Annotated in this window: 23 protein-coding genes; 6 read left to right on the top strand and 17 right to left on the bottom strand. The window is 55.0% G+C overall.

Features of this window, described 5'->3' with window-relative positions; translation table 11 throughout:
• The first annotated feature begins 32 nt into the window (after positions 1–32).
• Entirely contained in the window at positions 33–2,222 is a 2,190-nt protein-coding gene (fadB, locus tag CKO_RS00850; protein ID WP_012131191.1) for a fatty acid oxidation complex subunit alpha FadB, read from the top strand.
• A gap of 9 nt (positions 2,223–2,231) precedes the next feature.
• Positions 2,232–3,401, top strand: coding sequence for an acetyl-CoA C-acyltransferase FadA (gene fadA / locus CKO_RS00845; protein WP_012131190.1), 1,170 nt, complete (start codon positions 2,232–2,234; stop codon positions 3,399–3,401).
• Positions 3,402–3,557: 156 nt separating this feature from the next.
• On the opposite strand, the gene fre is transcribed toward fadA, so the two are convergent.
• Both fre and ubiD read right to left on the bottom strand, forming a co-directional pair.
• Positions 3,558–4,259: an NAD(P)H-flavin reductase gene (gene fre, locus CKO_RS00840; protein ID WP_012131188.1), complete on the bottom strand. Its 702-nt coding sequence runs from the start codon at positions 4,257–4,259 to the stop codon at positions 3,558–3,560.
• A 41-nt stretch (positions 4,260–4,300) separates the two neighbouring features.
• Positions 4,301–5,785: a 4-hydroxy-3-polyprenylbenzoate decarboxylase gene (gene ubiD / locus CKO_RS00835; protein ID WP_012131187.1), complete on the bottom strand. Its 1,485-nt coding sequence runs from the start codon at positions 5,783–5,785 to the stop codon at positions 4,301–4,303.
• Positions 5,786–6,028: 243 nt separating this feature from the next.
• Between ubiD and rfaH the strand changes: the two genes are divergently transcribed.
• On the top strand, positions 6,029–6,517 hold the full coding sequence (gene rfaH / locus CKO_RS00830; protein ID WP_012131186.1) for a transcription/translation regulatory transformer protein RfaH: 489 nt from the start codon (positions 6,029–6,031) through the stop codon (positions 6,515–6,517).
• Positions 6,518–6,524: 7 nt separating this feature from the next.
• Here rfaH and tatD read toward each other — a convergent pair whose 3' ends face one another.
• The 9 genes from tatD to udp form a co-directional block, all read right to left on the bottom strand.
• Positions 6,525–7,307 (bottom strand): 3'-5' ssDNA/RNA exonuclease TatD, encoded by a 783-nt coding sequence (tatD, locus tag CKO_RS00825; protein ID WP_024130103.1) that lies wholly within the window; start codon positions 7,305–7,307, stop codon positions 6,525–6,527.
• Positions 7,308–7,348: 41 nt separating this feature from the next.
• Entirely contained in the window at positions 7,349–8,128 is a 780-nt protein-coding gene (gene tatC / locus CKO_RS00820; RefSeq protein ID WP_012131184.1) for a Sec-independent protein translocase subunit TatC, read from the bottom strand.
• Between the two features lie 2 nt (positions 8,129–8,130).
• Complete coding sequence (gene tatB / locus CKO_RS00815) at positions 8,131–8,679, bottom strand: Sec-independent protein translocase protein TatB (RefSeq protein ID WP_012131183.1); 549 nt, start codon at positions 8,677–8,679, stop codon at positions 8,131–8,133.
• Between the two features lie 3 nt (positions 8,680–8,682).
• Entirely contained in the window at positions 8,683–8,949 is a 267-nt protein-coding gene (gene tatA, locus CKO_RS00810) for a Sec-independent protein translocase subunit TatA (protein ID WP_012131182.1), read from the bottom strand.
• Between the two features lie 73 nt (positions 8,950–9,022).
• Positions 9,023–10,663 (bottom strand): ubiquinone biosynthesis regulatory protein kinase UbiB, encoded by a 1,641-nt coding sequence (gene ubiB / locus CKO_RS00805; protein WP_012131181.1) that lies wholly within the window; start codon positions 10,661–10,663, stop codon positions 9,023–9,025.
• Positions 10,660–11,265 (bottom strand): ubiquinone biosynthesis protein UbiJ, encoded by a 606-nt coding sequence (gene ubiJ, locus CKO_RS00800; RefSeq protein WP_012131180.1) that lies wholly within the window; start codon positions 11,263–11,265, stop codon positions 10,660–10,662. Before ubiJ ends, ubiB begins: the two co-directional genes overlap by 4 nt.
• A gap of 13 nt (positions 11,266–11,278) precedes the next feature.
• Positions 11,279–12,034: a bifunctional demethylmenaquinone methyltransferase/2-methoxy-6-polyprenyl-1,4-benzoquinol methylase UbiE gene (gene ubiE / locus CKO_RS00795; protein ID WP_012131179.1), complete on the bottom strand. Its 756-nt coding sequence runs from the start codon at positions 12,032–12,034 to the stop codon at positions 11,279–11,281.
• Between the two features lie 94 nt (positions 12,035–12,128).
• Positions 12,129–13,556, bottom strand: a complete 1,428-nt coding sequence (gene rmuC / locus CKO_RS00790) for a DNA recombination protein RmuC (protein WP_024130102.1) — start codon at positions 13,554–13,556, stop codon at positions 12,129–12,131.
• Positions 13,557–13,695: 139 nt separating this feature from the next.
• Positions 13,696–14,457 carry a uridine phosphorylase gene (gene udp, locus CKO_RS00785; protein ID WP_012131176.1) on the bottom strand — a complete coding sequence of 254 codons (762 nt, stop codon included), beginning with the start codon at positions 14,455–14,457 and terminating at the stop codon, positions 13,696–13,698.
• 258 nt (positions 14,458–14,715) lie between these two features.
• Here udp and CKO_RS00780 point away from each other — a divergent pair, with 258 nt between their 5' ends.
• Positions 14,716–15,525 carry a dienelactone hydrolase family protein gene (locus CKO_RS00780; RefSeq protein ID WP_012131175.1) on the top strand — a complete coding sequence of 270 codons (810 nt, stop codon included), beginning with the start codon at positions 14,716–14,718 and terminating at the stop codon, positions 15,523–15,525.
• A 96-nt stretch (positions 15,526–15,621) separates the two neighbouring features.
• Here CKO_RS00780 and metE read toward each other — a convergent pair whose 3' ends face one another.
• Complete coding sequence (gene metE, locus CKO_RS00775; protein ID WP_012131174.1) at positions 15,622–17,883, bottom strand: 5-methyltetrahydropteroyltriglutamate--homocysteine S-methyltransferase; 2,262 nt, start codon at positions 17,881–17,883, stop codon at positions 15,622–15,624.
• 248 nt (positions 17,884–18,131) lie between these two features.
• Between metE and metR the strand changes: the two genes are divergently transcribed.
• Positions 18,132–19,085 carry an HTH-type transcriptional regulator MetR gene (metR, locus tag CKO_RS00770; protein ID WP_012131173.1) on the top strand — a complete coding sequence of 318 codons (954 nt, stop codon included), beginning with the start codon at positions 18,132–18,134 and terminating at the stop codon, positions 19,083–19,085.
• On the opposite strand, the gene CKO_RS00765 is transcribed toward metR, so the two are convergent.
• The 3 genes from CKO_RS00765 to pldB form a co-directional block, all read right to left on the bottom strand.
• Positions 18,973–19,872 carry a carboxylate/amino acid/amine transporter gene (locus tag CKO_RS00765; RefSeq protein WP_012131171.1) on the bottom strand — a complete coding sequence of 300 codons (900 nt, stop codon included), beginning with the start codon at positions 19,870–19,872 and terminating at the stop codon, positions 18,973–18,975. The genes metR and CKO_RS00765 overlap by 113 nt on opposite strands.
• Before the next feature lie 80 nt (positions 19,873–19,952).
• Entirely contained in the window at positions 19,953–20,753 is an 801-nt protein-coding gene (gene yigL, locus CKO_RS00760; RefSeq protein WP_012131170.1) for a sugar/pyridoxal phosphate phosphatase YigL, read from the bottom strand.
• A 43-nt stretch (positions 20,754–20,796) separates the two neighbouring features.
• Positions 20,797–21,789, bottom strand: coding sequence for a lysophospholipase L2 (pldB, locus tag CKO_RS00755; RefSeq protein ID WP_012131169.1), 993 nt, complete (start codon positions 21,787–21,789; stop codon positions 20,797–20,799).
• Between the two features lie 111 nt (positions 21,790–21,900).
• Here pldB and rhtB point away from each other — a divergent pair, with 111 nt between their 5' ends.
• The gene (gene rhtB, locus CKO_RS00750) at positions 21,901–22,521 is read left to right on the top strand and encodes a homoserine/homoserine lactone efflux protein (RefSeq protein WP_012131168.1); all 621 of its coding nucleotides are present in this window, start codon (positions 21,901–21,903) and stop codon (positions 22,519–22,521) included.
• Between the two features lie 42 nt (positions 22,522–22,563).
• Here the strand turns inward: rhtB and rhtC are convergent, their stop codons facing one another.
• Both rhtC and recQ read right to left on the bottom strand, forming a co-directional pair.
• Entirely contained in the window at positions 22,564–23,184 is a 621-nt protein-coding gene (gene rhtC, locus CKO_RS00745; protein ID WP_012131165.1) for a threonine export protein RhtC, read from the bottom strand.
• Positions 23,185–23,247: 63 nt separating this feature from the next.
• Positions 23,248–25,077 carry an ATP-dependent DNA helicase RecQ gene (gene recQ, locus CKO_RS00740; protein ID WP_012131164.1) on the bottom strand — a complete coding sequence of 610 codons (1,830 nt, stop codon included), beginning with the start codon at positions 25,075–25,077 and terminating at the stop codon, positions 23,248–23,250.
• Positions 25,078–25,136: the final 59 nt, after the last annotated feature.

Genomic DNA, 25,136 nt, shown 5'->3' with positions numbered 1-25,136 from the left:
ACCAGATCACCTTGCGGATTCAGGAGACTGACATGCTTTACAAAGGCGACACCCTGTACCTCGACTGGCTGGAAGATGGCATCGCCGAACTGGTGTTCGATGCCCCAGGATCGGTCAATAAACTCGACACTGCGACCGTCGCCAGCCTCGGCCAGGCGCTGGACGTGCTGGAAAAGCAAACAGATTTAAAAGGGCTGCTGCTGCGCTCTAACAAAGCAGCCTTTATTGTCGGTGCTGATATCACCGAATTCCTTTCGCTGTTCCTTGTTCCTGAAGAACAGTTAAGCCAGTGGCTGCATTTTGCCAACAGCGTCTTTAATCGCCTCGAAGATTTACCGGTGCCAACGCTTTCCGCCATCAACGGCTATGCGCTGGGCGGCGGCTGCGAGTGCGTACTGGCGACCGATTATCGTCTGGTGACGCCGGATCTGCGCATTGGCCTGCCGGAAACGAAGCTGGGCATCATGCCGGGCTTTGGCGGTTCTGTCCGTATGCCGCGTATGCTGGGCGCTGACAGCGCGCTGGAAATTATTGCTGCCGGGAAAGACATTGGCGCTGAGCAGGCGCTGAAAATCGGCCTGGTCGACGGTGTCGTGAAACCGGAAAAACTGCTTGATGGCGCAATAGCGGTATTACGTCAGGCGATTGACGGCTCACTGGACTGGAAAGCCAAACGCCAGCCGAAGCTGGAACCGTTGAAGCTCAGTAAAATTGAAGCGGCGATGAGCTTTACCATCGCCAAAGGCATGGTGGCGCAGACGGCCGGGAAGCATTACCCCGCCCCGATGATCGCCGTGAAAACGATCGAAGCCGCCGCACGCTTTGGCCGTGAAGAAGCCCTGAATCTGGAAAATAAAAGCTTTGTCCCGCTGGCGCATACCAATGAAGCCCGCGCGCTGGTCGGTATCTTCCTCAACGATCAGTTCGTGAAAGGTAAAGCGAAAAAGCTGACCAAAGACGTTGAAACACCGAAGCAGGCAGCCGTACTGGGCGCAGGTATTATGGGCGGCGGTATCGCTTACCAGTCAGCCTGGAAAGGCGTGCCGGTGATCATGAAAGATATCAACGACAAATCCCTGACGCTGGGCATGACCGAAGCGGCGAAACTGCTGAATAAGCAGCTGGAACGCGGCAGGATCGACGGCCTGAAACTGGCGGGCGTGATTTCAACGATTCACCCAACGCTGAACTACGCCGGTTTTGATCGCGTTGATGTAGTGGTCGAAGCGGTAGTGGAAAACCCGAAAGTGAAGAAAGCGGTACTGGCGGAGACTGAAGACAACGTCCGCCCGGATACCGTGCTGGCGTCAAATACGTCCACCATTCCAATTAGTGAACTGGCAAGCGCGCTGAAGCGCCCGGAAAACTTCTGCGGCATGCACTTCTTTAACCCGGTACACCGGATGCCGCTGGTTGAAATCATTCGCGGCGAGAAAAGCTCGGATGAAACCATCGCTAAAGTCGTCGCCTGGGCCAGCAAAATGGGCAAAACGCCGATTGTGGTCAACGACTGCCCCGGCTTCTTTGTTAACCGCGTACTGTTCCCGTATTTCGCCGGTTTCAGCCAGCTACTGCGCGACGGCGCCGATTTCCGCAAAGTCGACAAAGTGATGGAGAAACAGTTTGGCTGGCCGATGGGCCCGGCTTATCTGCTGGATGTGGTCGGGATCGATACCGCGCATCATGCACAGGCAGTCATGGCGGCCGGTTTCCCACAGCGTATGCAGAAAGATTATCGTGATGCCATCGACGCGCTGTTTGACGCCAGCCGCTATGGTCAGAAAAACGGTCTGGGTTTCTGGCGCTATAAAGAAGACAGCAAAGGCAAGCCGAAGAAAGAAGAAGACGCAGCCGTGGACAGCCTGCTGGCAGAGGTCAGCCAGCCGAAACGCGACTTCAGCGACGAAGAGATTATCGCCCGCATGATGATTCCGATGGTCAACGAAGTGGTGCGCTGTCTGGAAGAAGGCATCATCGCCAGTCCGGCAGAAGCGGATATGGCGCTGGTTTACGGTCTGGGCTTCCCTCCGTTCCACGGCGGCGCGTTCCGCTGGCTGGATACGCTCGGCAGCGCAAAATATCTCGATATGGCGCAGCAGTATCAGCACCTCGGCCCACTCTATGAAGTGCCGGAAGGTCTGCGTAACAAAGCGCGCCATAACGAACCGTACTATCCCCCGGTTGAGCCAGCCCGCCCGGTTGGCGACCTGAAAACGGCTTAAGGAGTCACAATGGAACAGGTTGTCATTGTCGATGCAATTCGCACCCCGATGGGCCGTTCAAAGGGCGGCGCATTTCGTAACGTGCGGGCAGAAGATCTCTCCGCACACTTAATGCGCAGTCTGCTGGCGCGTAATCCCGCGCTGGAAGCAACCGCTATCGACGACATTTACTGGGGCTGCGTGCAACAGACGCTGGAGCAGGGTTTTAACATCGCCCGCAACGCCGCGCTACTGGCTGAAATCCCCCACTCCGTTCCGGCGGTCACCGTTAACCGTCTGTGTGGTTCCTCCATGCAGGCGCTGCACGATGCCGCTCGGATGATCATGACCGGTGACGCGCAGACGTGCCTGATTGGCGGCGTGGAGCATATGGGCCATGTGCCAATGAGTCATGGCGTCGATTTCCATCCCGGCCTGAGCCGCAACGTAGCCAAAGCCGCCGGGATGATGGGGCTGACGGCAGAAATGCTTTCCCGTATGCACGGCATCAGCCGTGAAATGCAGGATGCGTTTGCCGCACGTTCACACGCCCGCGCCTGGGCAGCCACGCAGTCCGGCGCGTTTAAAAACGAGATCATCCCGACCGGCGGTCATGACGCCGACGGCGTGCTAAAGCAGTTTAGCTACGACGAAGTCATCCGCCCGGAGACCACCGTCGAAGCGCTGTCGACTCTGCGCCCCGCGTTTGATCCGGTCAGCGGCACCGTGACCGCAGGCACTTCTTCCGCCCTCTCCGATGGCGCAGCCGCCATGCTGGTAATGAGCGAAAGCCGTGCGCGTGAACTGGGTCTGCAACCACGCGCCCGCATTCGTTCAATGGCGGTTGTCGGTTGCGATCCCTCAATTATGGGTTACGGCCCGGTTCCGGCGTCAAAACTGGCGCTGAAAAAAGCAGGGCTTGCCGCCAGCGACATCGATTTGTTTGAAATGAACGAAGCGTTCGCCGCGCAGATCCTGCCGTGTATAAAAGATCTGGGACTGATGGAGCAGATTGACGAGAAGATCAACCTCAACGGCGGCGCGATCGCACTGGGCCACCCGCTGGGTTGTTCCGGGGCGCGCATCAGCACCACGCTGTTGAATCTGATGGAGCGCAAAGACGCCCAGTTTGGCCTGGCGACGATGTGTATCGGATTAGGTCAGGGTATCGCGACAGTATTTGAGCGAGTTCAATCATAGAGCGTTATTTATTGCAGGCCGGGCAAGCGAAGCGCCCCCGGCGACCATGCCGGATGACGACGCTCAGGCGTCTTATCCGGCCTACAACGCAAATGCCACTCTATAACAATTTAGTTGCCGTTCTTCCCGCCTGTCAGGGGCGGGTTTTTTTATTGCTTAGATAAAGGCAAACGCATCGCCAAACAGGCGATCTTCCCGCGCGTTACGCTCATTGCAGAACAGGTCACGAGCGATTTTCGCCATCTCAAAACGACCGGCAATGTAGATATCATGCCCCGCCAGCGTACCGTGATCCTGCAATACCGCAGTTAATACCGTGCCCGTGCGGCCACGCCAGCCTTCTTCCGGTTGCTCAACCACCGGCTCAACGCGCAGATTCGGGTGTTGAACCGAAAGCGCCTCCAGCTCAGCGAGATCGTAGAGATGCTTCTCTTCACGTCCGCCCCAGTAGATCGTCACATCGCGATTCGGATTACGCGCAAGCGCCGTCAGCAAAATTGAACGGACATAGGAGAAACCCGTTCCCCCCGCAATCAGAATCAGCGGGCGTTCTTCATCATCACGCAGCCAGGCTTCGCCATGCGGAATATCGACGACAATTTCTCTGTCTTTCAGAATGCGATCCATCACCGCCATCGCATACAGATTAAGCTCCGAAGCGCCAATGTGCAGCTCAATGAATCCGTGCTCATCCGGCGTGGAGGCCATAGAGAACGGACGCTTATCCCTCTCATCCATTACGACCATCAGATACTGACCAGCGCGAAAGGAAAACGCCGCGTCTGGCACTAAACGAACGCGATATACGGTATCGGTGATAGCTTCTACCGAGGTCACTTTACAGCTTAAGGTTGTCATGCGCTCCCTCTGTCGGGTCTATAGGGCAAAACGATCGCGCCTCAGGCGCCTTTACCGTCGTTAAAGATGGCCAACTCATCCCAAATCGCGTCAATACGCGCAGTCACTTCAGGATCTTTCTTGATAGGGCGCCCCCACTCACGTTGGGTTTCGCCCGGCCATTTGTTTGTGGCATCCAGTCCCATTTTTGAACCTAGCCCGGAGATCGGCGAGGCAAAATCCAGATAATCAATGGGGGTGTTTTCTACCAGAACCGTATCCCGCGCCGGGTCCATACGGGTGGTGATCGCCCAAATCACATCATTCCAGTCGCGTGCGTTGACGTCGTCATCGCAGACGATAACAAATTTGGTATACATAAACTGGCGTAAAAATGACCAAACGCCCATCATGACGCGTTTCGCATGACCCGCGTACTGCTTTTTCATCGTTACAACGGCCAGTCGATAAGAACACCCTTCCGGCGGAAGATAGAAATCAACAATTTCCGGGAACTGCTTTTGCAAAATCGGGACGAAGACTTCATTCAACGCCACACCGAGCACAGCAGGTTCATCAGGCGGTCGGCCGGTATAAGTTGAGTGATAAATGGCGTCTTCACGCTGCGTGATGTGCGTAACGGTGAAAACCGGGAAGTTATCCACTTCATTGTAATAACCGGTGTGGTCGCCATACGGCCCTTCCGCCGCCATTTCGCCCGGTTCAATATAACCTTCCAGGACGATTTCCGCACTTGCAGGTACTTCAAGATCGCTGGAGAGACATTTAACCACTTCCGTCTTTGTGCCACGCAGCAGCCCTGCAAACGCGTATTCCGACAGTGTATCCGGTACGGGGGTCACTGCGCCGAGAATGGTGGCCGGATCGGCGCCCAGCGCCACGGCAATCGGGAAACGCTCGCCAGGATGCGCCGCGCACCACTCCTGGAAATCCAGCGCGCCGCCACGATGCGACAACCAACGCATGATCAACTTGTTTTTGCCGATCAGTTGCTGACGGTAGATCCCCAGATTTTGCCGCTCTTTGTGAGGGCCACGCGTCACGGTCAGCCCCCAGGTAATAAGCGGCGCGGCATCTTCCGGCCAGCAGGTCATGATGGGAATACGCTGTAAATCAACGTCGTCGCCAGAGAACACTTTCTGCTGGCACGGCGCGCCGCGTAGTCGTTTGGTCGGCATGTTCAGCACTTGCTTAAACTGCGGCAGCTTATCAAACAGGTCACGGAACCCTTTCGGCGGCTCCGGCTCTTTCAGAAACGCCAGCAGCTTGCCGACTTCGCGCAACGCGGTGACATCTTCCTGGCCCATACCCATTGCGACGCGTCTGGGCGTGCCAAACAGGTTGCACAACACCGGCATCGCATAGCCTTTGGGATTTTCAAACAACAGAGCTGGCCCGCCCGCACGCAGCGTACGGTCAGCAATTTCAGTCATTTCCAGATGAGGATCTACCGCAAGCGTAATGCGTTTGAGTTCACCCTGCTGTTCCAGCAGCGTCAGGAAGTCGCGTAAGTCGTGATATTTCATGGCGTCAGTTGTGGCCTCTTTGTAAGCGCCTCATTATACGGCGTTCATCATCGTGATGCTGTATTTTTGTTAAATTAGCGTGAACTCTGACGGTACAGGGGAGCCCGGGGGTTATCTACTCAATGAATTTCAGGTTGCGGCGAGGTAGCCAACAAAGAAGCAGCCTGAAATACAACGGGTATAATTAACTTAGCGCATGGCTTTTGTTATGCTTGCGCCCCGGACAAGCGGATAAGAGTTATTATGCAATCCTGGTATTTACTGTACTGCAAGCGCGGGCAACTTCAGCGTGCCCAGGAACACCTCGAAAGACAGGCGGTAAATTGCCTGACGCCGATGATCACGCTGGAAAAAATGGTGCGCGGCAAACGTACCGCCGTTAGCGAACCGCTCTTTCCTAACTATCTGTTTGTTGAATTCGACCCGGAAGTGATTCATACCACCACGATCAACGCCACACGCGGCGTCAGCCACTTCGTGCGGTTTGGCGCACACCCTGCCACCGTTCCGTCCAACGTGATTCATCAGCTTTCTGTCTACAAACCAGAAGGCGTTGTTGATCCCGAAACGCCCTACCCAGGGGACAGCGTGATTATCACTGAAGGCGCATTTGAAGGTCTGAAGGCGATTTTTACCGAACCGGATGGCGAAGCGCGCTCCATGCTGCTGCTTAACCTGCTAAATAAAGAGGTGAAGCAGAGCGTGAAAAACACCGCGTTTCGTAAAGTTTAAGCGCGCTTTAGAAGGCAATCCCAAACAGCGTTTTGACATTGGCATCCGTTGTGGCCGCCAGCCATTGCGGGTCTTCCCCGCGCCAGTGGGCAACGCGCGCAAGAATGTGCGCCAGATGCGCCGGTTCGTTACGCCGCGAAGCCGGTTTAGGCGTGAGATCGCGCGGCAACAGGTAGGGGGCGTCGGTCTCAATCAACAGTTTTTCCGCAGGGATGAAGGGCAGCAACTCACGCAATTCAAGACCGCGACGTTCATCGCAGACCCAACCCGTGATACCGATATAAAGCCCTCTGTCTATGCACTCCTGCATCTCCTCACGCGTACCGGTAAAGCAATGCAACACCGCGCCCGGGAGTTTATCCAGCCACGGCTCAAGCAGCGCCAGAAAACGCGCATGCGCATCCCGACAGTGCATAAAAACGGGCATCTGCAACTCAGCGGCAATGCGCAACTGCGCCTGGAATGCACGTTCCTGTTCTTGCGGCGTGGAAAAATTACGATTGAAGTCCAGACCACATTCGCCAATCGCCACCACATCCGGCTGTCTTGCCAGAGCGACGATCGCGTCTTCAGTTTCTGATTGCCACTGACTGCTGTCATGCGGATGTACGCCAGCCGTCGACCAGCAGCAGGCATAACGCTGCGCCAGTTTTTGCGCCTGCTGGCTTTCGTGCAGATTGGTTCCGGTCAGAAGCATACCCGACACCCCGGCCGCCAGCGCGCGCGTCACCACGTCATCGCGATCTTTCACAAATTGCGAACTGGTTAAATTAACGCCGATATCAAACATGCTTCCTCCCATATAACAACCGCCCTGACGGGCGGTTGCGTTTATTCTTCAGTTTTCCCGGCCTGCTCAGTCTCGGCCTCGTCATCTTCTTCTCGTGGACGTCGTTTACCGACATAGAAGCGAGAGAAGAACACGCCAACCTCAAACAGGCAGTACATCGGTATCGCCAGCAATGTTTGTGAGAAGACATCTGGCGGCGTCAGCAGCATCCCCACGACAAACGCGCCAACCACGACGTAAGGACGCTTCTTACGCAAGTCCTCAGGGGTAGTTACCCCCATCCAGCAGAGCAGGACAATCGCGACGGGCACCTCGAAAGAGACGCCGAATGCCATAAATAACGCCATCACAAAGCTGAGGTAACTGGCGATATCGGTAGAAACCTGTACGCCCTGCGGCGCGGTATTGGCAAGGAAACCAAACGCGAGCGGGAAGACCACAAAGTAGGCGAACGCCATACCGATATAGAACAGCAGCGAGCTGGACACCAGCAGCGGCACGACAAGACGACGTTCATGCTTATACAGCGCAGGGGCAATAAACGCCCATACCTGGTACAAAATCACGGGCGCAGACAGGATCAGCGACACCATGAAAGTCAGTTTGATAGGGGTGAAAAACGGCGAGGCCACGTCGGTGGCGATCATCGTCGCACCCTGCGGCATCTGTTCGATCAGCGGCGCGGCAACCATGTGATAAATGTCATTGGCGAAATAGACCAACGCCAGAAAAATCACAATAACCGCAATAATGCAGTTCAACAGACGCTTACGCAGTTCAATCAGATGCGTAATAAGAGGTTGGGTATCATCTACAGCCATGTTTACGATTTATCACTCGACGAGGGGGAGGATTCGACAACAGTCGCGGCGGATTTCTTTTCTGCGTCCATCTCGTTTACGGAAGCGGCTTCCGTCTGTTCAGGCTGCCCGGCATCAGCCGTTTCCGGTGTTTGCTCAGGAGAATTGGCCTGGGTTTCAGCGGCGGCAGGTGTAACCCCTTCATGCTGCGCTTCGTTATCCTTCACCACCGGATTATGGATGGTATGCGCTTCATCGCTCGCTTTTTCAGGATCGTTGGCGCTGTAGGAACGCTTCATCGACTCCGCGGCCTGACGAAGTTCATCCATCGAGGCTTTCAGTTCTGGAGTCAGGTTCTGGAGGCTCGCTTTTTCGACCTTCTTCAGACTGTCCTGAAACTCCTGGAGCTTCAGCTCCTGGGTCAGTTCATTCTGCACCGTGGTCGCAAGGGATCGCAACGCGCGTACCCAGCCCGCTACCGTTTTTACCGCTACCGGCAATCGTTGAGGCCCCAGAACGATGAGGCCGATCACGAACACCAACAGCAGTTCGCTAAAACCGATGTCAAACACGAATTATACCTGCTCTTTATCGTGACTTTTGGCGTCTTCTTTCTTCGCTTCGCCTTGCGCTTCACCTTGCTTATCAGCGATAGATTTAGCGGTAAAATCAGCGTCCTGACTGGTTTTATCCTGCTTCGCATCATCATCGCTCATCGCTTTTTTGAAGCCTTTAATGGACGCGCCAAGATCGGAACCGATGGAGCCGAGCTTTTTGGTGCCAAATAGCAGTACAACGATGACGGCAATGATCAACAACTGCCAAATACTGATACCACCCATACGAGTTCCTCTGTGATAGATGATGAATTATTAAGGTCGCATTATACACGACTTGCCTTGAGCGATGAAAAAATCAGCGAGTTTTACGCCAGCCAATCAGCCAGGCGACCAGGCCTCCGGCCATTAACCAGCAAGGCATCAGCCCCCATTCCGGGCGGCTGACAAGCAGGAATGTCCCACTTAACAACAACGTCGCGCCAATGCCCAGTAAATAGCGGGATTGTCCCTGACGCACATGATTCTCCTGAAGCTCGCGCGCAATCTTATCAACACTGTGCTGTAAATATTTGCCCTGGCGCAAACTGTCATACACCAGTTCAGGTATTTCTGGCATTTTTTCGACCCAGAACGGCGCTTTTTCCTTAAGTGCTCTGGTGAGCGCAGGAATGCCAACCTGATCTTTAATCCAGGATTCAAGAAACGGCTTCGCCGTTTTCCACAGATCCAACTGTGGATAGAGCTGGCGTCCAACCCCTTCAACATACAGCAATGTCTTTTGTAACAATACCAGCTGTGGCTGGACTTCCATGTTAAATCGACGCGCCGTATTGAAAAGGTTTAATAAAACGTGACCAAACGAGATTTCCGCCAGCGGTTTTTCGAAAATAGGCTCGCACACGGTGCGGATAGCAAACTCAAACTCTTCAACATTGGTATCCGGTGGCACCCACCCTGAATCCACATGCAGTTCCGCTACTTTGCGGTAGTCACGGTTAAAAAACGCGATGAAATTCTCCGCCAGATAGCGTTTATCCTCTTTGTTCAGCGACCCCACAATGCCGCAATCAATCCCAATGTATTTCGGATTTTCAGGATGCTCATAGCTGACGAAGATATTGCCAGGGTGCATATCCGCATGGAAAAAACTGTCGCGGAACACCTGGGTAAAGAAGACCTGTACGCCACGCTCAGCCAGCAGCTTCATGTTGGTGCCGTTCTTTTCCAGCGTCGCCACATCCGAAACGGGAATGCCGTAAATCCGCTCCATGACCATCATGTCCTGACTACAGTAGTCGGAATAGACTTCGGGAACATACAGCATGGGGCTGTTTTCGAAATTACGCCGTAGCTGGATGGCGTTTGCCGATTCACGCAGCAAATTCAGCTCATCGATCAGCGTTTTTTCATACTCGCGAACGACTTCGGTCGGGCGAAGGCGTCGTCCATCCGGCAGCAGGCGCGGCACCCAACGGGCAAGACGGTAGATCAGTTTTAAATCGGCTTTAATAACCGGCAGAATATCCGGGCGGATAACCTTAATCACCACCTCTTTACCGTTCGACTTCAGCCGCGCGGTATGTACCTGGGCAATCGACGCAGAGGCTAATGGCTGGATGTCAAAGTCATCAAACCACTCTTCAACAGGCAGGCCACCCATTGCTTCTTCAATTTGTGCTTTCGCCAGCGCGCCATCAAAAGGGGCGACTTTATCCTGCAATAGCGCAAGCTGATCGGCAATCTGAGGCGGGAAAAGGTCACGACGGGTGGAAAGCATTTGACCAAATTTGATCCACACCGGCCCCAGCTCCTGCAAAGCCAGCCTTAATCGTTCACCCAGCGGTTTGTCTTTATGCCGGTTCGGCATCCAGAATAATGAGTAACGCCATAACCGAAGCGGCAGCGTGATACGCATTTTGGGGATCAGCTCATCAAGGCCGTAACTTAAAAAGGTGCGAATGATGAAATAAAGGCGCCGTACTTCACCTGGCGTCATTTGGCCTCCAGTTTTTCCAGCCGTTTAGTCAGCGCGTCTACTGCACGCTCAACGGCTGCCGTTTCTTCTGCAAACCATGCCACTTCCAGCGGCCCAGGCGCCATACGCCACTCTTCAGTCATCGCCTCAGCGATATAACGCTGCTGACGCTGAATGTTATGACGTAAAAACTTAGCGCCGCCACGCAGGACTTTGCTGATCCCTTCCGCCGCGATATCGCCGGTATAAGGCGCTAAAAGCTCTGCGGGATCGAATTCCGCCAGATCGGCCAGCGCCACAAAATTCTGTACCACCTGAATATCGCCCTGAACCTCCAGCTCGCCGCTGCGAATAAGCGCGGTAAGCCGCTGGCGATCGCGCAATTCAGGCAACACGCTGGCATGTGTGATGACCGTGCAATCAGCCTCGCCTTCCCATGCCCCCAGCACATCGACCTGGCGTTCACTGAACACCAATACGAGCGGCGTCGAAAATCCTTTGAGCTCCACACGCAGCACCTTGTCCTGCAAACGCGCTCTGGCGGATTTCAGCGCCGGTGAACGGTACAGAAAGGTATTGAGCAGATTTTCGATTCCTGCGGTCACGAAGGGTGTAAAAGGCATCCCCGGTCTCCTGTCAGAACTTATAGCCACGATGCAGCGCAACAACGCCCGCCGTCAGGTTGTAGTAATCGACGCTTTCAAACCCGGCGTCCTGCATCATCGCTTTTAAGGTGTCCTGATCCGGATGCATACGGATAGATTCCGCCAGATAGCGGTAACTGTCCGCATCATTCGCCACGACTGAGCCAATACGCGGCAAAATGTGGAATGAATATGCGTCATACGCTTTGCTCAGCGGCTCGATAATTGGTTTAGAAAACTCAAGTACCAGCAAACGCCCGCCCGGTTTCAGTACACGGTACATGGAGCGCAGCGCTTTCTCTTTTTCCGTCACATTACGCAGACCAAACGAAATGGTGATGCAATCGAATGTGTTATCCGGGAAAGGTAGCGCTTCGGCGTTGGCCTGCACGTACTTAACATTGCCAATCACGCCAATGTTACGCAGCTTCTCGCGGCCCATTTTGAGCATCGAGTCATTGATATCCGCCAGGATAACGTTGCCGGTTTCGCCAACCAGACGCGAGAATTTGGCTGTCAGGTCGCCTGTACCGCCCGCCAGGTCAAGAACGGTCTGACCACGACGTACGCCGCTACAGTCGATGGTGAAGCGCTTCCACAAGCGGTGAATGCCAAATGACATCAAGTCATTCATGACATCGTACTTTGACGCCACAGAATGAAAAACGTGGGCCACCATGTCAGCTTTCTGCTCTTTAGCGACGGTCTGAAAGCCAAAGTGCGTCGTTTCTTGTGAATCTTCCACCATCTCAGTGCCTGCTCATCAATAAAATGTTCGAGAAGTGTAACAGATTGGGCCAATTTGCCCTACCCTTCAACCGGGCTCCGCTACCCCGAAGGAACTAGTGCGATTGCTGATTTACCCGCTCATCATCAGCACAAGGCGTATCCTGTTGATCTTCAGGAACCGCGCGTAAACGATACTCTTCATCCTGCGAGGTCGCACGTTCAACCAGATCTGGATTTATCTCGCGTTTGATTTCTACCCCCAGTTCACGAAAAGCCTCCGCCTGCGCCAGCACATTTCCACGCCCTGAGGAGAGTTTTTTCATGGCTTGCCGGTAGTTGTCCTGCGCTTTGTCCAGACTCTGGCCGATGGACGACATGTCATCGATAAATAAGCGCATCTTGTCGTAGAGTTTGCTGGCTCTGTCTGCGATGTGCTGCGCGTTACGGCTTTGATGCTCATAGCGCCATAAGTTGGCAATCGTACGCAACGCCACCAGCAACGTCGTCGGGCTGACCAGCATAATATTATTTTTAAGCGCTTCGGTAATCAGTTCGGGCTGTCTGTCCAGCGCCAGTAAAAACGCAGGCTCGACAGGAATGAACATCAGCACATAGTCGAGCGTGCGTAACCCCGGCAACTGCTGGTAATCCTTGCGCCCCAGCAAGCGAATATGGTTACGTACTGACGCGATGTGCTCCTGCAACGCGCTTTCGCGCGTGTACTCATCTTCAGCGTTAAAATAGCGCTCATAGGCAACCAGCGTCATTTTGGCGTCGATGACGACATCCTTCCCTTGCGGCAGACGCACAATGACATCCGGCTGCATACGCGAGCGGGCGTCATTTTCAATACTCACCTGGGTTTCATACTCATAACCTTCACGCAGACCCGAGGCTTCAAGTACGCGCGTCAGCACTACTTCTCCCCAGTTACCCTGGGTTTTATTATCGCCTTTCAACGCGCGCGTCAGGTTCACCGCTTCCTGCGTCATTTGCGCATTCAGCTGTTGTAGATTGCGGATCTCATGCGCCAGGGTGTGGCGTTCACGCGCCTCCTGACCAAAGCTGTCCTGCACCTGGCGACGGAAGCCATCCAGCTGTTCGCGAAGCGGCGTTAACAGGCTATTCAGACTCTGGCGGTTTTGCTCATCAACCCGGCGGTTGCTCTGCTCGAAGATGCGGTTGGCAAGGTTCTCAAACTGCTCGCTTAAGCGCTGTTCGCTGTTGATCATCTGGCGGATTTTATCTTCCGCATGCAGCTGAGTGGCCTCCAGCCGCGTGGTGACTTCACGCAGATCCGCTTCCAGCGAGGTGTTGATGTCCCGCAGATTGCGCAGTTCGTTATTGAGCAGTTCACACTCCTCGCGCCAGTGTTCGCTTAGCGCAACCTGCTGTCTTGCAGCGCTGAGCGACGCCACAATCTCTTCACGTTCCGCCAGCTGTTCGGCCTTATGCTGCGCCTGTTGATAACTGGCGATCAGCCAGCCTACCCCCACACCCGCCAGCGCCAACACGGCATACAAAATGATTGTGATATCCACCACGCCCCCTGCATCAAGGAATTACCCGCACAAAATAGAATTGTGCTGTATAAACGTCCAGTTTGAAAGGGTTTTCCTGCGAGGCGCTACGCAAAAAGAAAAGGCCGAACGCGTCGGCCTTTCGTGGGGAAGGGAAGAATTACAGCAGACGACGCGCTGCTTCCACGACAATTTTCACCGCATGGCTTTCGGTCTGTTTCATCGTTTCCGCATTCGGGATCTCTTGCTGAGTGCGGTTAACGATAACGCCCGCCACCATACCGGCACGCAGACCCTGGCTTGCGCACATGGTCAGCAGCGTGGCGGATTCCATTTCGTAGTTCATGACGCCCATCGATTGCCACTCTTCCATAGAACCTTTGAAACGACGAACGACGCGGCCAGAGAAGGTGTCGTAACGTTCCTGACCCGGATAGAAGGTGTCAGAAGAGGCGGTAACGCCAACGTGAGTGGTCGCGCCCACGGATTTCGCCGCTTCAACCAGCGCAGTCGTACATTCAAAATCGGCGACGGCCGGGAACTCCATCGGCGCAAAGTGCAGGCTCGCTCCGTCCAGACGTACAGACGCGGTTGTGACCAGCACATCGCCCACGTTGATATGCGGCTGAATAGCGCCAGTGGTGCCGATACGCAGGAAAGTACGAATACCCAGTTGCGCCAGTTCCTCTACCGCAATAGAGGTGGACGGGCCGCCAATACCGGTAGAGCAGACGATGATAGCTTTACCATCCAGCTCAGCACGCCAGGTGGTGAATTCGCGATGAGATGCCAGCTTAACCGGCTTTTCCATCAGCGCGGCGATCTTTTCCACACGCTCCGGGTCGCCAGGGACGATAGCCAGCGTAGCCCCTTGTAAATCATTTTTGGTGAGGCCGAGATGAAAAACATCAGACTTGGACATAAAAACTCCTCTGTGAATCGGGTTTGTCAGAAGAAGCAAAAAGACACTTTACCGAAGAGCTAAAAATAGTTTCGTGACGCTCATCACCATGAAGTAAATAAATTGCATTGAATTACCATAAAATAGTGATTTACATCACATAAACATATCAATACCGCGCACCATTGCACAAAAGATAGCCTGTTTCAGGCAATGTGATTTGTTGCATGCTGTCTATATTTAACATTGCGCTATTTCCTTAAGGGTACGGAGAATACCATGACAACGATACAACAATCTGGCTTTGCACCTGCTGCTTCCCCCCTTGCTACCACAACGGTTCACACCCCTGATGACGCCATTATCGCAGGCGTAACATCTATTCCTACTCAGGGTGATGAGATGCCCGCCTGGCACGCGCGGCCAAAAGTGAACGATGGCGCGTTACCCGTTGTCATTGTGGTGCAGGAGATCTTTGGCGTTCATGAACATATTCGCGACGTTTGCCGCCGCCTGGCGCTGGAAGGGTATCTGGCTATCGCACCAGAACTCTATTTCCGCGAAGGCGATCCGAATGATTTTGCCGATATCCCAACGCTGTTAAGCGGTCTGGTGGCCAAAGTACCGGACTCTCAGGTACTGGCGGATCTGGACCACGTCGCCAGTTGGGCCTCCCGCAACGGCGGCGATGTACATCGTCTGATGATAACCGGCTTTTGCTGGGGCGGGCGCATTACCTGGCTGTATGCAGCACACAATCCACAGTTAAAAGCCGCGGTAGCATGGTATGGAAAGCTGGTCGGGGACAAAACCCTGAACTCGCCCAGACACCCGGTGGATATCGCGACCGATCTGAACGCGCCGGTTCTGGGGCTGTATGGCGGGCAGGACACTGGCATTCCCGTGGATACCGTCGAAACCATGCGGCAGGCGCTGCGCGCAGCAAACGCCAAAGCGGAGATCGTCGTTTACCCGGATGCAGGGCATGCTTTTAATGCGGATTATCGTCCGAGCTATCACGAAGAGTCGGCGAAAGATGGCTGGCAAAGAATGCTTGAGTGGTTTGCGCAGTACGGCGGGAAGAAATAAACGTTAATTGCCCGGTGGCGGCTACGCCTTACCGGGCCTACAACAGTTGCGATTTCCTGTAACCCGGGTAAGCGCTAGCACTTCCCGAGCAGCGAATTATGCCTGACGCAGATTCTGCGCAGCTTTAACCATGTTCGCCAGCGCGGCGCGGGTTTCCGGCCAGCCGCGGGTTTTCAGGCCGCAGTCCGGGTTCACCCACAGACGTTCCGCCGGAATACGCTGAGCGGCTTTATTCAGCAGGGCTTCAATCCACTCGACGCTCGGTACGTTCGGCGAGTGAATGTCGTAGACGCCCGGCCCGATTTCGTTCGGGTATTCAAATTCTTCGAACGACTCCAGCAGCTCCATATCAGAGCGCGACGTTTCAATGGTAATCACGTCCGCATCCAGCGCCGCGATAGAATCCATGATGTCATTGAACTCGCAGTAACACATGTGGGTATGGATCTGGGTATCATCCTTCGCCACCGCAGCGTTGATACGGAAGGCTTCCACACCCCATTGCAAGTAAGCATCCCAGTCGCTGCGACGCAGCGGCAACCCTTCACGCAGTGCCGGTTCATCAATCTGAATGATGCCGATTCCCGCCGCTTCCAGATCGGCAACCTCATCACGCAGCGCCAGCGCAATCTGTTTAGCGATGGTTTCACGGCTCACATCTTCACGCGGGAATGACCAGCAGAGGATCGTCACCGGGCCGGTCAGCATCCCTTTCACCGGTTTATCAGTCAGGGACTGCGCGTATTTCGCCCACTCCACGGTGATCGGTTCCGGGCGGCTGACATCGCCAATGACGACCGGCGGTTTCACGCAGCGAGAGCCATAGCTCTGCACCCAGCCATTCTGGGTGAAAACAAAACCATCCAGATGCTCACCGAAGTACTCCACCATGTCGTTACGCTCGGCTTCACCGTGTACCAGTACGTCTAAACCTAAACGCTCCTGCTCAACGATCGCCTGTTTGATGTGTTCAGCGATGCCGGTACGGTAGTGATTCGCATCAAGGTTGCCCTTTTTGAAGTCCAGACGCAGGCCGCGGATTTCCGTCGTCTGCGGGAATGAGCCGATCGTGGTGGTCGGCCATGACGGCAGGTTAAAACGGTTACGCTGCGCCTGGGCACGTGCGGCATAAGGGCTGGCACGCTGGCTGTCCTGGGCGGTAATCGCCGCCAGACGTTTCTCCACCGCCGCGTTGTGCACGCGGGTGGAGTGGCGACGAGCCTGAATCGGCGCGCTCCACGCTTCAAGTTTTGCCGTGTCGCCGCTGTTCAGCGCATCGCGCAGCAGCGCCAGCTCACCGCATTTTTGCAGCGCGAAAGCAAACCAGCTCTTCACTTCCGCATCCAGACGGGTTTCGACGCTCAGGTCGATCGGGCTGTGCAGCAGAGAGCAGGACGAGGCCACCCACAGGTCGCGTTTGCCGACAATGTCCTTAATTTGCGCATATTTTTCCGTAAGATCGGCGCGCCAGACGTTGCGACCGTTAACCAGCCCCGCAGACAGCAGCCAGTCAGACGGCAAACGCTTGTGCAGTTCGGCAACGTCATCTTTACCGTGTACCAGATCAACGTGCAGACCCTGTACCGGCAGCGCGGCGATGGTATCCAGATTCGGCGTGACGCCTTCAAAATAGGTCGTCAGCAGCAGCTTCACCTGGCCTTGCAGCGCATCATACGCAGGCTTGTAAGCATCCAGCCATTCCTGCGGCAGTTCCAGCACCAGCGCAGGTTCATCAATCTGTACCCATTCAACGCCGCGTTTCGCCAGCTCGGTCAGTACCTGTTTGTAGACCGGCAGAATGTCGTTCAGCAGGCTCAGACGGTCGAACGACTCCCCCTTCACTTTACCCAGCCACAGGTAGGTTACCGGCCCCAGCAGTACCGGTTTCACCTTGTGACCCAGCGCCAGCGCTTCGTCCACTTCATCCAGAAGCTGAGTCCAGGTCAGTTTAAACTGCTGGCCCTTCACAAACTCCGGCACCATGTAGTGATAGTTGGTGTTAAACCATTTGGTCATTTCCGCCGCCGCAGCCGGTTCACCGGTCGGCGCGCGACCGCGGCCAATGCGGAACAGAGTGTCGATATCCACCGAGCCGTCGCTGTTCTGATGACGAGCCGGTACATTGCCCAGCAACAGGCTGGTGGTCAGAACATGGTCGTACCAGGCGAAATCGCCCACCGGCAGCAGGTCGATGCCCGCCTGCTTTTGTTGATCCCAGTGGCGCGCACGCAGTTCACGTCCAGTTGCCAGCAGGTCTTCACGGGTGGCGTTGCCCGCCCAGTAGCTCTCTTGCGCTTTTTTTAGCTCACGACGCAGGCCAACGCGAGGAAAACCGAGGGTGTGATTGCGGATTGTCATGTTTATTCCTCTCTTATTTCATTGAATCTGAATAAAAAACTCTAAATAGTTCGGCTTGCAGGAAGGCGGCAACGATGCGCATCCCCAGAAGCTTACTGAAGTAAGTGACTGGGGTAAGCGAGGAAGCCAACGCATCTGCAAGTCGAAATATGACGAGTTTTAGACGTCCAGATGTTTACACATCTATAATTGGCAGGTACTGTATATTCCTCAAGCGCAATTTACTCATGCCGAAGTGAAGGACTTTCATGATCGAGATTAAACACCTGAAAACGCTCCAGGCGTTGCGGAATAGCGGTTCGCTGGCGGCTGCGGCGGCTACGCTGCACCAGACCCAATCCGCCTTGTCTCACCAGTTCAGCGATCTGGAACAGCGCCTTGGCTTCCGGTTATTTGTCCGTAAGAGTCAGCCGCTGCGTTTTACGCCACAGGGGGAAATTCTCCTGCAACTGGCAAACCAGGTACTGCCGCAGATTAGCCGCGCCCTACAGGCCTGTAACGAACCACAGCAGACCCGATTACGCATTGCGATTGAATGTCATAGCTGTATTCAGTGGCTGACCCCGGCGCTGGAAAACTTCCACGCCAGGTGGCCGCAGGTTGAGATGGATTTCAAATCCGGCGTGACGTTTGATCCCCAGCCCGCGCTGCAACAGGGGGAGCTGGATCTGGTGATGACATCAGACATCCTGCCGCGCAGCGGGCTGCACTATTCGCCGATGTTCGATTTTGAAGTACGACTGGTGCTGGCGCCCGATCATCCGCTGGCCAGTAAGACGCAGATTACGCCGGAAGATTTAGCCAGCGAGACGCTGTTGATCTATCCGGTACAGCGCAGCCGACTGGATGTCTGGCGGCATTTCCTGCAACCCGCCGGCATCAGCCCGTCACTGAAAAACGTGGATAACACCCTGCTGCTGATTCAGATGGTCGCCGCCAGAATGGGCATTGCCGCCCTGCCACACTGGGTAGTGGAGAGTTTCGAACGCCAGGGGCTGGTCGTCACCAAAACCCTGGGCGACGGCTTATGGAGCCGCCTCTACGCTGCGGTGCGCGATGGCGAGCAGCGTCAGGCGGTGACTGAAGCGTTTATTCGCTCGGCGCGGAACCACGCATGCGACCATCTGCCGTTTGTACGGAGCGCGGAGCGACCCACTTCCGATGTACCCACAGGGAAGCCAGTATCACAAGCGCGCCTGTAATAAAACTCGGCCAGTGGGGCTGTTGATGCCAGATCGCCAGATTAACCAACAGTCCCGCAGGCACATGCATATTGTTCATGATGCCTAACGTACCGGCATCCACCTGGGTCGCGCCATAGTTCCACATGAAGTAGCCGATGCCCGACGCCGCCACGCCCAGGAAGATCAGAATGCTCCACTGTAGCGTCGTTTCCGGCATATTCTGCGCGTTCCCCAGCATAGACCAGGCGACAACGGCCACCAGAAACGCCCCAACGTAAAACCAGGCGAACGCGTTATGCTGCGGCATAGGCCGGGTTTCCATCAGACGCTTGTAGCCCACCATCCCGATGGCAAAACTGATATTGGAAAGCTGTACCAGTAGTAACCCCGTCCAGAAATGATCGGTAACCTGGTCGTAACGAATAATCCCAGCGCCGATGACCGCCAGCAACGCGCTGAAGGCATAACCCCAGCGCAGGCGACGCTTGCTCATCAAATCATAAATCAGCGTGATATAAAGCGGCGTGAGGACGGTAAACAGCAGCAGTTCGGAGACCGTCAGATAGAGATAGGCGCGGAAACTCAGCATATACATAATGCCAAGCTGCATCGCCCCCACCAGCATATACAGGCCAATGGTTTTTACGCTATGCCCACGGGTACGCAGAAATGGGAGAAACACCAGCGCTGCCAGCCCAACACGCACCAGCACCGCAAAATAGCTATCAACATGACCCGCGAGATACTCGCCGAACAGGCTAAAGGAGAAGGCCCACAGGATAGTGGTAATGATGAGTAGCGCCACAATGGATGTCTCTTTGAATAAAGGGCACCCATTGTAGCGGGGAGTTTAGTTGACAACTGGTCAACTAAAGAGCAATCGCATTACCGCAAAAAGAGCTTACGCAGATAATGCGGTACGGCATCGTCGGCATTGATGCCAATGATTTCCAGACCCGGATGCAGATCTTTCAGGCGCTGATGGGCATTGCCCATAATGCAGCCTTTCCCCGCCATCGAGAGCATTTCCGCGTCGTTCATGCCATCGCCAAACGCAATGCAATCCTGCAATTTGTAGCCCATCGCTTTCGAGACGGCTTCCAGCGCATGCCCTTTCGACACGCCTCCCGCCATCACTTCCAGACAGGTCAGCGTAGAGAAACTGACGTTCACGCGATCGCCCCAACGTGCGTTAATCGCCTGCTCCAGCGGCAGTAGTTTTTCATGCGCATCGCTGGTGAAGAACACTTTGCTGACCCCTTCAGGCTCCAGCATCGCCGGTTCGAACAGCGAATAGTGAAATACCGCTTCTTTGAAGAAACGCATTTCATCCGGGCGGTGGCGGTTCATAAACCACTCGTCATCGCGATAGACGTTAGTCACGATATCCGGGCTTGCATTCACTACGCCAAACAGATCGCTGGCGATGTCGCGGTCAAGGTTGTGGGTGAACACCAGGTTCCCGTCGGTGTCATGCACGCGCGCGCCGTTGGAGGTAATCATGTAAGACTTAATCTCAAGATTATCGCGGATTTGCCCCACATCGACGTGGTGACGGCCAGTCGCGAACACAAAATTCACGCCACAGGCGGTCAATAATTTCAGCGTCTCTTTCGCGTAAGGGGACAACGTGTGATCGGGAGAGAGCAGCGTACCATCTAAATCAGACGCAACAACCTGATACATAAGAAAATTAAACCTCAAGGCAAAGCGGTTTCCGCTGGATGAATTAGTTATGCCTGTCGAAAAATTCGACAATGGCGTTAAGCGCGACTGAGCGCATTGCGTCCTTTTCAAAAAGGATCTCATGGTACGCGCCTTTTATGACAAGCGGTCGCTCTCCCTCTACGGGATGGCCCGCTGCGGCGCGGATTTCACAAAAACGGTCATGCGCGCGGTTATCCACCACACGCTCTTCTTCAGCCTGAACGAGTAGCACAGGGGTTGCGTCATCACCCGCCCCCGCCAGAGCCTGCTCACCGGCCAGAATACCTTCACGCACCCAGTGGTAAGTCGGCCCCCCGACGCGCAGCCGGGGCTCATCGGCATAGAAACGTAAATTGCGCCGATAGCGCTGCCGACTGTGCGTTAGCACATTCATACTAAAAGGCAGCGCTCGCCAGCGCCCGGTGCCAATGGCATACCCTTCACGGATTCGCTGATGCCCCTCGGCCCAGTCAAGAATGTGGCGCACCATCCACTCCGGTAAGCGCATCACGATACCAAACATCGGCGCGCAAAGCGCGATGGCATCACACTGGACGGCGTTGCGTTGCAGGAACAGCGTGGCGATAGCGCCCCCCATAGAGTGCGCCAGAATATAGCGTTTCCGCCACGGCCCCGATTGCACTTCCTGCTGCCAGAATGCGGTTAAGTCATCGACATAATCGTTAAAATTGACCACATGACCACGGTGCGTATCCGACAGCAAACGCCCGGAGCGCCCTTGCCCACGGTGGTCGATGATGAGGACATCAAAACCAAGATGGAACAGGTCATACGCCAGTTCGGCATACTTTACGTAGCTTTCAATGCGACCTGGACAGATGACGATGACACGATCGTTTTTCTGTGCGTGAAAGCGGACAAAGTGTACGGGAACGTCGTCCACGCCCGTGAATTCTGCTTCTTCCCGCTGACGCCAGAAATCTGTCAGTGGCCCCATAGAAAAAGCAGCGAACGCGTTTTCTCTCGTTTCCCAGTCCTTTTGCTGCTGAAACATCGGGTATCCAGCCTCGTTTACCAGGTAAAAATCGTTTTCTTTATGATGCCTGACACAATACAGCGACAGTAGGGTATTGTGGCATAAAAACAGACAATCAGGGAGTTCCTCATGACCTTCGAATGGTGGTTCGCTTATCTGCTGACATCCATTATTTTGAGCCTTTCTCCCGGCTCCGGCGCCATCAATACCATGACCACGGCAATCAGCCACAGCTATCGCGGCGCAACGGCGTCTATTGCGGGTTTGCAGACCGGGCTTGGCATTCACATCGTACTGGTTGGCGTGGGCCTGGGGACGCTGTTTTCACGTTCCGTCGTCGCATTCGAAGTCCTGAAATGGGCGGGCGCCGCTTATCTGATCTGGCTGGGTATCCAGCAATGGCGTGCCGCAGGCGCTATCGATCTCAACACGCTGGCGCACGCGCAGTCCCGAAGCCGTCTGTTCAGGCGCGCGGTATTTGTAAACCTGACCAACCCAAAGAGCATTGTTTTTCTCGCCGCGCTATTTCCGCAGTTTATCAAGCCGCAGGAGCCGCAGCTGATGCAGTACGTCGTGCTCGGCATCACAACCATTGTCGTTGATATCATTGTGATGATCGGTTACGCGACGCTGGCGACACGTATCGCAGGCTGGATTAAAGGGCCGAAGCAAATGAAGGCGTTGAATAAGGTATTTGGTTCGCTGTTTATGCTGGTGGGTGCGCTGCTGGCGTCCGCAAGGCATGCCTGAGAAATTGCCGGATGGCGCTAACGCTTATCCGGCCTACGATAATTAACGCGAAATAATCAGGTGAATGCCGAAACCGGCAAACAACGCACCGGCAAAGCCGTCGATCCACTTCGCCAGACGCTGATAACCGCGACGCATTTTCGGTAGCGCGAACAGGCTGGCGACCACGGTAAACCAGGCCAGCGTTTCCACGATAATCAACGCGAAAATACCCCAGCGCGCGGCTACGCCGACGTTATCGCCAACGAACAGTGAAAAGACCGATCCGAAATAGATGATCGCTTTCGGGTTCGCCAGGTTCGTCAGCAAACCTTTCACAAAGCTACGACCGCTTTGCGCCAGTTCAATCTGCGGCGCAGGCGCGGCGACGTCCTGTTTTTTTAGCGCGCCACGCAACATCTGATAGCCCATCCAGCACAGGTACAAACCACCACCCACCATAATGATGGTATGCAGCCAGGCCATTTTCTCGATAATCAGATGCAGGCCGAGCAACGCAACGCCCGCCCAAACCATGACGCCGCAGGTAATACCCAGCACGCCCATCATCGCTTCCTTGCGTGAGCGGCTCACGGCGGTTTGAGAGACAAAGAAAAAGTCCGGTCCAGGACTCATTAACGCAACGATATGCACCATCGCTACGGTGAGAAATAGCATCAACATAAAAATGACTCGCGGGGGAATAGTTTACCGAGTCACCATCCTGGCACTTTTTTACCTGGCTGACTACTCTTCGTCGTCACCATCGACATGCGCGCGGATCAGCGCCATAAACTCTTTACCGAAACGCTCCAGCTTGCGCATGCCGACGCCGTTAACGCTCAGCATTTCACTCGGCGAAACCGGCATCTGTTCGGCCATTTCAATCAGCGTCGCATCGTTAAAGACGACATACGGCGGGATATTCTCTTCATCGGCAATGGCCTTACGCAATTTGCGCAGTTTGGCGAACAGTTTGCGATCGTAATTGCCGCCGAAAGATTTCTGCATCACTCGCGGCTTCAACGCGACGATACGCGGCACGGCAAGCTGCAACGGCACTTCGCCACGCAGCACCGGACGCGCCGCTTCGGTTAACTGCAACGCCGAATGTTGGGCAATATTCTGCGTAACCATACCCAGATGAATAAGCTGACGAATCACGCTGACCCAGTGCTCATGGCTCTGATCGCGACCAATGCCGTACACCGGCAATTTGTCATGAGCTAAATCGCGGATACGCTGATTGTTCGCGCCGCGCAATACTTCCACCACATAGCCCATACCAAAACGCTGATTAACGCGATAAATCGTCGACAGGGCTTTACGCGCATCCATCAGGCCGTCGTACTGTTTTGGCGGGTCGAGGCAAATATCGCAGTTGCCGCAGGGTTCCTGCCGCCCTTCGCCAAAGTAGTTCAGCAGCACCAGACGACGACAGGTCTGCGCTTCGGCAAACGCCCCCATCGCGTTCAGTTTATGCCGTTCAATATCCTGTAGCTGCCCGGCGGGTTTCTCCTCCAGACAGCGGCGCAGCCACGCCATATCAGCCGGATCGTAGAACAGCATCGCCTCTGCGGGCAGGCCGTCACGCCCGGCGCGGCCGGTTTCCTGATAGTAGGATTCAATGTTACGGGGAATATCGAAATGCACCACAAAACGCACGTTAGGTTTGTTAATGCCCATACCAAATGCGACGGTCGCCACGACGATTTGCAGATCGTCGCGCTGGAACTTCTCCTGCACATCGGCGCGCACGTTATTTTCAAGACCGGCATGATACGCCGCCGCGCTGATGCCGCGACTTTGCAGACGTGCGGCGGTGTCCTCCACCTTCGCCCGACTGTTACAGTAGATGATACCGGACTTGCCGCGCTGTTCCTGCACATAGCGCATCAGCTGATCGAGCGGCTTAAATTTCTCCATCAGCATGTAGCGGATGTTCGGACGGTCAAAGCTGCTGATCTGGATTAACGGATCGTTCAGCCCCAGCAGGCGAACAATATCCAGTCGGGTGGTGTCATCTGCGGTGGCGGTCAACGCCATAAACGGCAGGGAAGGAAAACGCTGGCGGAGCTGACCGAGCGCGGCGTATTCCGGGCGGAAGTCATGCCCCCACTGCGAGATACAGTGCGCTTCATCGACGGCCAGTAAGACCGGATTCCAGTGCGCCAGATGCTCAAGGAAGTTATCCAGCATCAGGCGCTCCGGCGCAATATACAGCAGGCGAACCTGCCCGGTTCGGCAACCGGCCATCACCTCATGCTGCTGTTCACGGCTCTGCGTCGAGTTCAGGCACGCCGCCGCCACGCCGTTTGCCAGCAACTGGTCGACCTGATCTTTCATCAGGGAGATAAGCGGCGAAACGACAACGGTGAGTCCGTTAAGCAGTAAGGCTGGAATCTGGTAACACAGGGATTTGCCGCCGCCGGTCGGCATGACAACCAGGCAATCACGACCCGAGACGACCGTCTCAATGATCTCTTCCTGGCCTGGGCGAAACTGTTGGTAGCCAAAGGTTTCCTGTAAAACCTGTTTAGCCCCCAATTCCAGATTCAACACTTCCGCCTGCGCCACATTAACCCCGTTTGCCTGAAATAAAAACAGGCGCTATTTTCAGCGCCTGCGAAAGAAAC

Source organism: Citrobacter koseri ATCC BAA-895 (assembly GCF_000018045.1).
Taxonomy (GTDB): domain Bacteria; phylum Pseudomonadota; class Gammaproteobacteria; order Enterobacterales; family Enterobacteriaceae; genus Citrobacter_B; species Citrobacter_B koseri.
The sequence above is the reverse complement of the archived record's forward strand: the minus strand, read 5'-3'. Positions and strand labels throughout refer to the sequence as shown.

Coding starts and splice junctions, on each gene's coding strand:
- tatD (WP_024130103.1), bottom strand. CDS start 7,307: ATGTTTGATATCGGCGTTAATTTAACCAGTTCGCAATTTGTGAAAGAT.
- ubiE (WP_012131179.1), bottom strand. CDS start 12,034: ATGGTGGAAGATTCACAAGAAACGACGCACTTTGGCTTTCAGACCGTC.
- metR (WP_012131173.1), top strand. CDS start 18,132: ATGATCGAGATTAAACACCTGAAAACGCTCCAGGCGTTGCGGAATAGC.
- metE (WP_012131174.1), bottom strand. CDS start 17,883: ATGACAATCCGCAATCACACCCTCGGTTTTCCTCGCGTTGGCCTGCGT.
- fadB (WP_012131191.1), top strand. CDS start 33: ATGCTTTACAAAGGCGACACCCTGTACCTCGACTGGCTGGAAGATGGC.
- fadA (WP_012131190.1), top strand. CDS start 2,232: ATGGAACAGGTTGTCATTGTCGATGCAATTCGCACCCCGATGGGCCGT.
- tatA (WP_012131182.1), bottom strand. CDS start 8,949: ATGGGTGGTATCAGTATTTGGCAGTTGTTGATCATTGCCGTCATCGTT.
- tatC (WP_012131184.1), bottom strand. CDS start 8,128: ATGGCTGTAGATGATACCCAACCTCTTATTACGCATCTGATTGAACTG.
- fre (WP_012131188.1), bottom strand. CDS start 4,259: ATGACAACCTTAAGCTGTAAAGTGACCTCGGTAGAAGCTATCACCGAT.
- rhtB (WP_012131168.1), top strand. CDS start 21,901: ATGACCTTCGAATGGTGGTTCGCTTATCTGCTGACATCCATTATTTTG.
- rfaH (WP_012131186.1), top strand. CDS start 6,029: ATGCAATCCTGGTATTTACTGTACTGCAAGCGCGGGCAACTTCAGCGT.
- ubiD (WP_012131187.1), bottom strand. CDS start 5,785: ATGAAATATCACGACTTACGCGACTTCCTGACGCTGCTGGAACAGCAG.
- rhtC (WP_012131165.1), bottom strand. CDS start 23,184: ATGTTGATGCTATTTCTCACCGTAGCGATGGTGCATATCGTTGCGTTA.
- udp (WP_012131176.1), bottom strand. CDS start 14,457: ATGTCCAAGTCTGATGTTTTTCATCTCGGCCTCACCAAAAATGATTTA.
- ubiB (WP_012131181.1), bottom strand. CDS start 10,663: ATGACGCCAGGTGAAGTACGGCGCCTTTATTTCATCATTCGCACCTTT.
- yigL (WP_012131170.1), bottom strand. CDS start 20,753: ATGTATCAGGTTGTTGCGTCTGATTTAGATGGTACGCTGCTCTCTCCC.
- CKO_RS00780 (WP_012131175.1), top strand. CDS start 14,716: ATGACAACGATACAACAATCTGGCTTTGCACCTGCTGCTTCCCCCCTT.
- ubiJ (WP_012131180.1), bottom strand. CDS start 11,265: ATGCCTTTTACACCCTTCGTGACCGCAGGAATCGAAAATCTGCTCAAT.
- pldB (WP_012131169.1), bottom strand. CDS start 21,789: ATGTTTCAGCAGCAAAAGGACTGGGAAACGAGAGAAAACGCGTTCGCT.